Below are 9299 nucleotides of genomic sequence, written 5' to 3' on the forward strand. Positions count from 1 at the left end.
AAAGCTCATGGTGCATCTCCAATTCTTAATGTAATTAAATGCTATGAAAGAGATGATAGCTACCCATTTTTCCCAACAGATGTTTATTCTTTTCATGTAGATCGTTCGCCTTTACCAATTGATACTTTTTTATGCACTTACTACGGTGAGTCTAGTGAAATATTACCAAATTCTCAAGCCATACAAAAAGTACTTGTTCCTGAAATACGAAATGAACTTAAAAAATTATTTAGGGGAAAAGATGAAGATTTTGAATCGTTTTTAAGTGAACATTTTTTCGATCTACACTACCAAGCTAAACCAGAGGCACGTACTATTAGTTTAGGATTGGGTCACTTATGGAAGTTAGCAATTGATCATCCTAAAATTCAAGTTCCTCCTTGCATTCATAGAGCTCCAAAAGAAAAAATTGGAGAGTACCGATTATTGTTGATTTGTTGAGTGCAAATTAATTAGCAAATAGTAACAATTTAAAATTTTCAGAATTTTATTGCTTCTCGATACAACAATTAGGTTTCCTTTATTTATAGTTTTTAATTTCTCTCTTTTTTCAAATTGAATTTTTTAGATAAGAAATTCTACAGCCTTAATTTTTAATATTATTTCACAAATTTAAATTTCAAAATTATACAACTTATAACCGAATTGATTGATTTAAAAATAGTTATATAAATAGTAGGGGACTCACTAATTAGAATGATTAAAAATATGGTAAAAAACATCAAATTACCTTTAAAAACCTATAGGAAAAGGCTATTTTAGCTATCCTAAATTTTAATTCTAGACTTAGAAAAAATTTAAATCAAAAAAAATTGAGCAATTAAAATTCATATAATTTATTATAAATAATATGAAAAATTTTAAAAATTACATTATTACAAATTCAAAAATTATGAAAAAGAGTATTTTATTTATTGCGGTTGCAATTTTATTTTCTTCAACTTTAACAAGTTGTGGTGTTATGTTTGGAGGTAGCAAATACCAAGGAACAATTGTAGCAAAAGATCACCCAAATGCAGATATTTATGTAGATGGTCAAAAAATTGGAACAGGAACAACAACTCAATTATTTGCTAGAAATAAAGCATTAGTTGTTACCTTAGAAGAAAAAGGATGTGAGCCACAAACTTTAACATATAATAAATCTTTTAGAACTGGGAATTTTATTTGGAGTACATTATCATGGGGACTAATAGGTATTGGAGTTGATTTAGGAACTGGAGCAGCTTATAAACCTGATCATAATGGAAATCCATCAATTCAAAAATTGAGCACCAAGAATTTTAATTTTAATGTTGATTATTCTAAGTGTAAAAAAACTGAATAAGAACAAGTAAAACAAATATAAAAAGTAGGATTTTAATTGCTCAATTTAAAACACTATAATATTTTGTTTATAATATGGATTTCAGGAATTACAATCGTCATTTTGTAATAATGATGATATAATCGTGTATCTAAAATGATTAAGGTAATTGTAAATATTCATATAACAAATAACTAATTTTGTTAGTTATTTGTTTCTTTTTTTATTTATCATATTTAAAATAGTTATGAATTATATTTTTAAGTAAATGTCAGAATTAACTGAAAAATGACTTAAGAAAGGAAGTCGGAATTCACAACTTCAATAGTACTATTTTCATATAATAGTGAGGATAACTATGTAAAAGTAAAAGTTATCAATGAAACTAATTTCATGAATGATGTTTATGATGGGTTTAATTCAAACTATTTAGGAAAAGTAGGGGCTAATCAAACTGAAACATTTGAAATTAATATTGGTGATATTGATTCTATGGATAGATATCAAATTTATGCTGAACCAAGTGAGAGTGGTAATGGTTCTGGAGAAATATATTATGTTAACTTAATATCCAGTGTAATTGTTACTATTGTAATAAATTAAATAAAATTAAGATAATGGGTAGTGGTTTACACATTAAGAAACTTCTACCCATTTAATGATTTTCATTTATTTTTAGTGCTGGTTTTTAAACTAAAAATGGGTTACAACATGAAAAGTAGTTTTTTTAAAAGACTACTTCCCGATACAGAAATTTGCAAAAATATTACCCAATAAATCTTCGGTAGTTACTTCGCCAGTAATTTCACCTAAATAAAATAATGCTTGCCGAATATCAATTGCAAATAAATCTGTGCTTACTTGTGCGTCAATACCTTTTTGTACTTCCTTTATAGATGTATATGCGTTGTTTAGCGCTTCAAAATGACGAGAATTGCTAACAATGGTTTCATTATTACTTAAAGCACCTTTATTGGCTAATTCAGTTAGGGTAGTGGTAAGTTTGTGAATACCAGTTTTGTGTTTTGCAGATAGGATAATTAGATTTGAAAAATGAGTATTGAGTTTTGTGATCTCTTGTTCAGTTAATAAATCTGCTTTATTAACAATAGTAAGTATTTTTTTTGAAGGATATTTCTCTTTCAATTCATCAATTCTGGTTTGTAGCGAATCTATTTTAGAACTATCAATTAAATGCAATACTAATTGTGCTTTTTCAATGTTTTCAAAGGTTTTTTGAATTCCAATATTCTCTACAAAGTCTTCTGTAGCACGTATTCCAGCTGTATCAATAAATCGGTATGTTACGCCATCAATAGAAATTTCATCTTCAATAGCATCACGAGTTGTACCTTCAATATGGCTAACAATTGCTTTTTCTTCGTTAAGTAAAGTGTTCAATAAAGTAGACTTTCCAACGTTTGGTTCCCCAACAATTGCTACCGGAATTCCATTTTTTAATACATTTCCTAAGGCAAATGAATCAATTAATCGTTTTAAAACAGCGCTTATTTTGTTTACTAAATTGTTGAATTCTGTTCTGTCTGCAAATTCTACATCTTCTTCAGCAAAATCCAATTCTAATTCAATTAAACTAGCAAAATTTAATAATTGGGTACGTAAATTTTGAATTTCATTACTAAATCCACCGCGCATTTGTTGTAATGCAACTTGATGGGATGCTGCAGAATTAGAAGAAATTAAATCGGCAACAGCTTCCGCCTGACTTAAATCCATTTTTCCATTTAAAAAAGCTCGTAAAGTAAATTCGCCTGGGTTGGCATTCCTAACTCCGTTTTTTATAAATAATTGTAAAATTTCTTGTTGAATATATACAGAACCATGACAGTTAATTTCTACCACATTTTCGCCTGTATAACTATTTGGGTTTTTAAAAATAGAAACTAAAACTTCGTCTATAATACGGTTATCGTCAATAATATTTCCTAAATGTATGGTGTGAGATTTAACTTTGGTTAAATCTTTTTTCCCATATTTAGATTTAAATTTGGAGTTTACTATTGAAATGGCAGATTCACCAGAAATTCTGATAACCGCAATGGCACCAACACCTGATGACGTTGCTAATGCAATAATAGTATCGTTAGGAATAGAATTCATAGTGCAAAAATAGCATTTTTATTTGTTGAAAATAGAATATAGCTTGGGTTTAAAAACAAGTAGTTAATAAATAGCTTGCTTAATAAAATCCTCAAAATCTTCATAAAATTCTTCAAATTGATGCATAGCCTCATTAAAGAATTGATAAGCTCCTTGCCAAGTGTTTTTATTGTGAATATTAAATTCACCATTATATTTAACGTAAATTCTGTGAATTATTTTTCCAGTTTCTAACATAAATATATCATCAAAAATAACATCTGGTAAATAGTCTTCAGTTAAATTAGATTTTAACTCAAGAACCTGACCGTAAAGTAGTTCATTTTTATTTCTATCAAACGATTCTATATCTAAACAAACCAATGCTTGTTTTTGATCGGCTACAAATTTAAAATTGAAGTCTTTTATTTTAGTATTGTACAAAAGCCATTTTCTTGGAAATGATTTACCAAAACTTGTCCAAAATTCTTTTCGCAATTGTGCCGATTCTTCTTTACTGAACATTGTTTACTTGTTTATTGTTTTGCTTTTAGAGTTAAATTTATTAGCCGTGTATAGTTTCTTGTGTTCCTAAATTTTTCATTAATTCAGCTTCATATTCAAGAAGTTCATTCCATTTTTTGTCTACCTCTTTTCGTTCACCAAAATTACGGGCAAAATTTAAAAAAAGAGTATAGTGGTTTGCTTCTGAAACCATTAAATCTCTATAAAATTTTGCTAATTCTTTATCTTTAATATTTTCTGAAAGTAATCTAAAACGCTCACAACTTCTTGCTTCAATTAAAGCAGCATAAAGTAATCTGTGGATTAATTGTGTGGTTCTGCTTCCTCCCTTTGGAAAAAATTTTAGTAAACTATTTACATATAAATCCTTTCTATCTTGACCTAATGTAATTCCTCTTTTTAGTAATCGTTCATGAACCATTTTAAAATGACTCATTTCTTCTTTTACTAACGAAACCATTTCAGTTACCAAATCGGAATATTCTGGAAAACTCATAATTAATGAATTAGCTGTAGAGGCAGCTTTTAGTTCACAATGCGCGTGATCAATTAAAATTTCATCAATATTTTTTTCTGCTATATTTACCCAACGCGGATCAGTTGGTAATTTTAATCCTAACATAATTTTTTAATTTAAGTTTTTAAAAGTCCAAATCAAAAGTCCTTTTTAATAACTCCATAGCGCTATTTTTCTCTTTTAATTTTTCGTATTTCTCAAATGGAGTGTAGGCATATTTTTTGGTCTCTTCTTCATTTAAATGAATAACTAAATCTATTTTAAAATTATTTAATTTTTCCTTTAAAAATTTCATTAAAATAGGCTTTCCACTTTCTAATTGATCTCTCATTCCAGCTGCTGGAACTTCAAAATGGATGTTATTATTAACTAATTTAGGTTTATTACAATTTAATATAGATGCAATTATTTTTTTTCCATCATTAAATAGAGTAGTACTATATTCGGCCCATAATTCTTGCATTTTACTTTCAGTAAAATCATCTGCAGGTCCGTTTACTTCTTCTATAACTACTTCTAAATCTTTAACCTCGTTATCTTTTTCAATACTTTTTAAAGATAGTGCAGAGCGTCTTCTTTCGGTGTTTAAAACAGGTTTAACTAATTCTTTTTTAGTAGTTAAAACTGGTTTATCTAAAGTTTTAGCTTCTTCTTTTTTTGGTACAGCTAGTGGAACATCTATTGGTTTTCTAGCGCGTTTTTTGGTATTTTTAAAAGTAACAGAAGCAATTATGTATGGTTTGTTATTTTTTTTTTCTCCATCAAAAGTGATGGAGGCTAATTGCATTAAAGTTAATTCAACTAATAATCGTTGGTTTTTACTGCCTTTGTATTTTAAATCGCAATCATTTGCCATATCAATTGCTTGCAGTAAAAAGCGAATATCGCATTTTTGAGACTGTTCTAAATACTTCTTTTTAGCATTGTCACCAACTTCTAATAATTCTATTGTAATTTTATCTTTAGCAACCATTAAATCTCTAAAATGAGAGGCTAATCCGTTTATAAAATGATGTCCTTCAAAACCTTTGGAAAGTATGGTATTAAAGTGAATTAAAACTTCAGGAATATTATTGTTAAGTAATAAATCGGTAGTTTTAAAATATTCATCATAATCTAAAACATTTAAGTTTTCCGTAACTGCTTTTCTTGTTAATTTATTTCCTGAAAAACTAACAACACGATCAAAAATAGATAAAGCATCACGCATTGCGCCATCAGCTTTTTGCGCAATTATATGTAATGCATCATCTTCTGCTGTGATATTTTCTTCTAAGGCAATTTTTTCTAAGTATTTTTTAGCATCTAATACACCAATTCTTTTAAAATCAAATATTTGACAACGTGATAAAATGGTTGGAATTATTTTGTGTTTTTCAGTAGTTGCTAAAATAAAAATTGCGTGTTTAGGTGGTTCTTCTAATGTTTTTAAAAATGCATTAAATGCGGCTTGAGACAACATGTGAACCTCATCTATAATATAAACTTTATATTTTCCTGTTTGAGGTGGAATTCTAACCTGATCGGTTAAACTTCTAATATCATCTACAGAATTGTTTGAAGCCGCATCTAATTCAAAAATATTGAATGCAAAATCTTCATCTAAATTAGAAGAAGTAGTTGTATTCTGATTTATTTTTTTTGCCAAAATACGCGCACAAGTAGTTTTACCAACGCCACGCGGACCTGTAAATAGTAAAGCTTGTGCTAAATGGTTACTTTTTATAGCATTTTCAAGCGTATTAGTAATTGCTTGTTGCCCAACAACTTCCTCAAAAGTTTGAGGTCTGTATTTACGGGCTGATACTATAAAATGTTCCATTTTTTTTAATTAGGTTATTCTGCAAAAATATAAAAACGTATTGTTTTAAGGGTACTTAAAACTTATTTTATTTCGTAAATTTTATTATATAAATGTTTATATTTTGCTAAAATTTCTTCTCGTTTTGGTTTCATAGTTGGAGTTAAAAGTCCGTTATCTATTCCCCAAACATCTGGTGTTAATTCAAAACGTTTAATAGTTTCCCATTTTCCAAAAGCAGAGTTTCCTTTGTCAATTTCTACTTGAATTCTATTAATTACGCTTGGATTAGCAATTAAATCTTCATTTTTTTCTGGAATTGGTTCATTGTGAATTTTTGCCCAATCGCGCACAAACTGAAAGTTAATTTGAATTAAAGCAGCTGGCATTTTTTGCCCTTCACCAATTACTAAAATTTGCTCAATAAAACGAGATTGTTTCATTTCGTTTTCAATGTACGCAGGTACAATATATTTTCCACCAGAAGTTTTAAATATTTCTTTTTTTCTACCTGTAATTTTTAAAAAGCCTTCTTGGTCAATTTCACCTTTATCACCAGTATGAAAATAATCGCCCGTCATTACTTCAGCAGTTTTTTCTTCATCTTTGTAATATCCTAGCATTACGTTTGGTCCTTTAACTAAAATTTCACCATCTTCTGCAATTTTCACTTCTACATTTTTAATTGGTTTCCCAACAGTTCCCATTTTTAAACCTTTATTTTTGTACTCATTAACTGAAATTACAGGAGAAGTTTCAGTTAGTCCGTAGCCTTCCCAAACTTGCATTTGTGCAGCACAAAATACTTTAGCTAATCTTGCTTGAAGTGGAGCACTACCAGAAACCATAATTTCAAGATTACCTCCTAAAGCCTCACGCCATTTGCTAAAAATTAATTTATTGGCTAATTTAAGTTTCATTTCGTACCACCAACCATTTTGTTCGTAAGGTTCATATTTTAAACCTAAATCTACTGCCCAAAAGAATAGCATCTTTTTAATTCCGGTTAATTCGGATCCTTTTGCAATAATGCCATCGTAAACTTTCTCTAATAAACGAGGAACAACAGTCATTAAATTAGGTTTTACTTCTTTAATATTTTCACCTACTTTCTCAATACTTTCTGCAAAATAAGTAGAGCAGCCTGTATTTTGATAGAAGTAAATTAACATTCTTTCAAAAATATGGCAAACAGGTAAAAAACTAAAGGTTACAGACTCTCCCTTTTTAATAGGAATAATTGGTGTACAATCTAAAACATTGCTTACAATATTACCGTGAGATAGCATAACACCTTTTGGTGTGCCAGTTGTACCTGAGGTATATATGATTGTTGCTAAATCGTCTGATTTTATGTTTTGTTTTAAAGTTTCAACTTCATTTTGATTGCTTTCATCTTTTCCTAGGGTTAAAATTTCTTTCCAGTTTTTACAATTAGTAACTTCATCAAAAGAATAAATATCTTTTAAAGTTGGTACGTTTAATTTTATAGCATCTGCTTTTTCAAATAATTCACTATCGGATAAAAAACAGTAAGAAATTTCTGCATGGTTAAATATATATTCATAATCTTCTTTTGAAATTGTTGGATAAATAGGAATGTTTATGGCACCTATTTGACTAATTCCAAAATCTAATATATTCCATTCTGTTCTATTGTTTGTAGAGATTAGCCCAATTTTATCACCAGGTTTTACACCTAACCTAAGTAAACCTCTACTAATGGCGTTTCCTTTGTTTAAAAATTCTTGAGAAGATGTTGATACCCATTTTCCGTTGTATTTGGTGTTGAAGGCTTTCTCTAAATTGTATGTTTCTTGCTGGTAGTAAGCAAAATCGAATAATCGTTTAATTTCTATTGACATTTGGTTTAGTTTTTTTTGCAATAGTGCAAAGTATAAAATATAATATGATTGTACAAGCTACTTTGTTACCTTAAATTGATATTATTTTTGGTAAATAGCATTGTATAGGTTTTTAAATTTGTGTTTAATTTCTTTTCGTTTCATTTTTAGAGTAGGAGTGAGCAAACCATTTTCTATACTCCAAATTTCAGAAGTTAATTCAAACGCCTTAATTTTTTCCCAGTCTCCAAAAGTAAGGTTTGCTTTGTCAATTTCTTTTTGAATTCTCTTAATAATTTTTTTATCGGCAATTAAAGCTTCATTTGACAAATTTTCGATATTAATTTTTTTATGTTTAATCCACTCAATTAAAAATTCGAAATGTGGTTGAATAATAGCGGCAGGCATTTTTTCACCTTCGCCAATTACCATTACTTGTTCTATAAAACGAGATTCTTTTAGTTTACTTTCTAATACCGATGGAGCAATGTATTTTCCTCCAGAAGTTTTAAATATTTCCTTTTTTCTATCGGTAATTTTTAAAAAACCATCTTTATCCATTTCGCCAATATCTCCAGTATGTAAAAAACCGTTGATAATAGTTTTTTTGGTTAATGCTTCTTCTTTATAATAACCAACCATTACGTTGCTTCCTTTTATTAAAATTTCTCCATCATCCGCTATTTTAACTTCAATATCATCTAAAACTTTTCCAACAGTTCCAATTTTAAAGCCTTTGTTTCTAAAATCGTTAATGGCAACTCCAGGTGATGTTTCTGTTAAACCGTAACCTTCAAAAACTGGAATTCCCGCAGCTGTAAAAACTCTGGTTAAAATAGGTTGTAACGGAGCACTTCCTGAAACTAAAAATTTAATATTACCTCCTAAAGCTTCTTTCCACTTACTAAAAACAAGTTTTCGAGCAATTTTTAATTGGAATTGATACCACCAACCATTTTTATTATAAGGCTCATATTTTTTACCCAAATTTAACGACCAGAAAAATAATAGTTTTTTAATTCCGCTTAAACTACTTCCTTTATCAACTATTTTATCGTAAATTTTTTCTAAAAGCCTTGGCACCACAGGAATAAAATGAGGTTTTACTTCTTTTAAATTATCGCCCAATTTATCAATAGACTCGGCAAAATAAATTTCAAATCCCATCATTTGATAATAATACAAAGCAAATCTTTCAAATATGTG

Annotated in this window: 8 protein-coding genes and 1 pseudogene; 3 read left to right on the forward strand and 6 right to left on the reverse strand. The window is 28.7% G+C overall.

Features of this window, described 5'->3' with window-relative positions:
* From ABY298_RS12730 to ABY298_RS12740, 3 genes and pseudogenes are all read left to right on the forward strand, one after another.
* Positions 1–441: pseudogene (locus tag ABY298_RS12730) on the forward strand (hypothetical protein); the annotation flags it as partial.
* Between the two features lie 451 nt (positions 442–892).
* On the forward strand, positions 893–1327 hold the full coding sequence (locus ABY298_RS12735; RefSeq protein ID WP_372746439.1) for a hypothetical protein: 435 nt from the start codon (positions 893–895) through the stop codon (positions 1325–1327).
* Between the two features lie 372 nt (positions 1328–1699).
* Positions 1700–1909: a hypothetical protein gene (locus ABY298_RS12740; protein WP_372746440.1), complete on the forward strand. Its 210-nt coding sequence runs from the start codon at positions 1700–1702 to the stop codon at positions 1907–1909.
* Positions 1910–2041: 132 nt separating this feature from the next.
* On the opposite strand, the gene mnmE is transcribed toward ABY298_RS12740, so the two are convergent.
* The 6 genes from mnmE to ABY298_RS12770 all read right to left on the reverse strand — a co-directional run.
* Positions 2042–3427 (reverse strand): tRNA uridine-5-carboxymethylaminomethyl(34) synthesis GTPase MnmE, encoded by a 1386-nt coding sequence (gene mnmE / locus ABY298_RS12745; RefSeq protein ID WP_372746441.1) that lies wholly within the window; start codon positions 3425–3427, stop codon positions 2042–2044.
* A 63-nt stretch (positions 3428–3490) separates the two neighbouring features.
* On the reverse strand, positions 3491–3931 hold the full coding sequence (locus ABY298_RS12750; RefSeq protein WP_372746442.1) for a DUF4268 domain-containing protein: 441 nt from the start codon (positions 3929–3931) through the stop codon (positions 3491–3493).
* Positions 3932–3971: 40 nt separating this feature from the next.
* Complete coding sequence (locus ABY298_RS12755; RefSeq protein WP_372746443.1) at positions 3972–4553, reverse strand: tRNA-(ms[2]io[6]A)-hydroxylase; 582 nt, start codon at positions 4551–4553, stop codon at positions 3972–3974.
* Between the two features lie 19 nt (positions 4554–4572).
* The gene (gene dnaX, locus ABY298_RS12760) at positions 4573–6270 is read right to left on the reverse strand and encodes a DNA polymerase III subunit gamma/tau (RefSeq protein ID WP_372746444.1); all 1698 of its coding nucleotides are present in this window, start codon (positions 6268–6270) and stop codon (positions 4573–4575) included.
* A gap of 62 nt (positions 6271–6332) precedes the next feature.
* Positions 6333–8114: a long-chain fatty acid--CoA ligase gene (locus ABY298_RS12765; protein WP_372746445.1), complete on the reverse strand. Its 1782-nt coding sequence runs from the start codon at positions 8112–8114 to the stop codon at positions 6333–6335.
* 81 nt (positions 8115–8195) lie between these two features.
* Positions 8196–9299, reverse strand: a 1104-nt coding sequence (locus ABY298_RS12770; protein WP_372746446.1) for a long-chain fatty acid--CoA ligase, incomplete at its 5' end; no start/stop codon positions are given.

The organism is Lutibacter sp., from assembly GCF_041596795.1.
Taxonomy (GTDB): domain Bacteria; phylum Bacteroidota; class Bacteroidia; order Flavobacteriales; family Flavobacteriaceae; genus Lutibacter.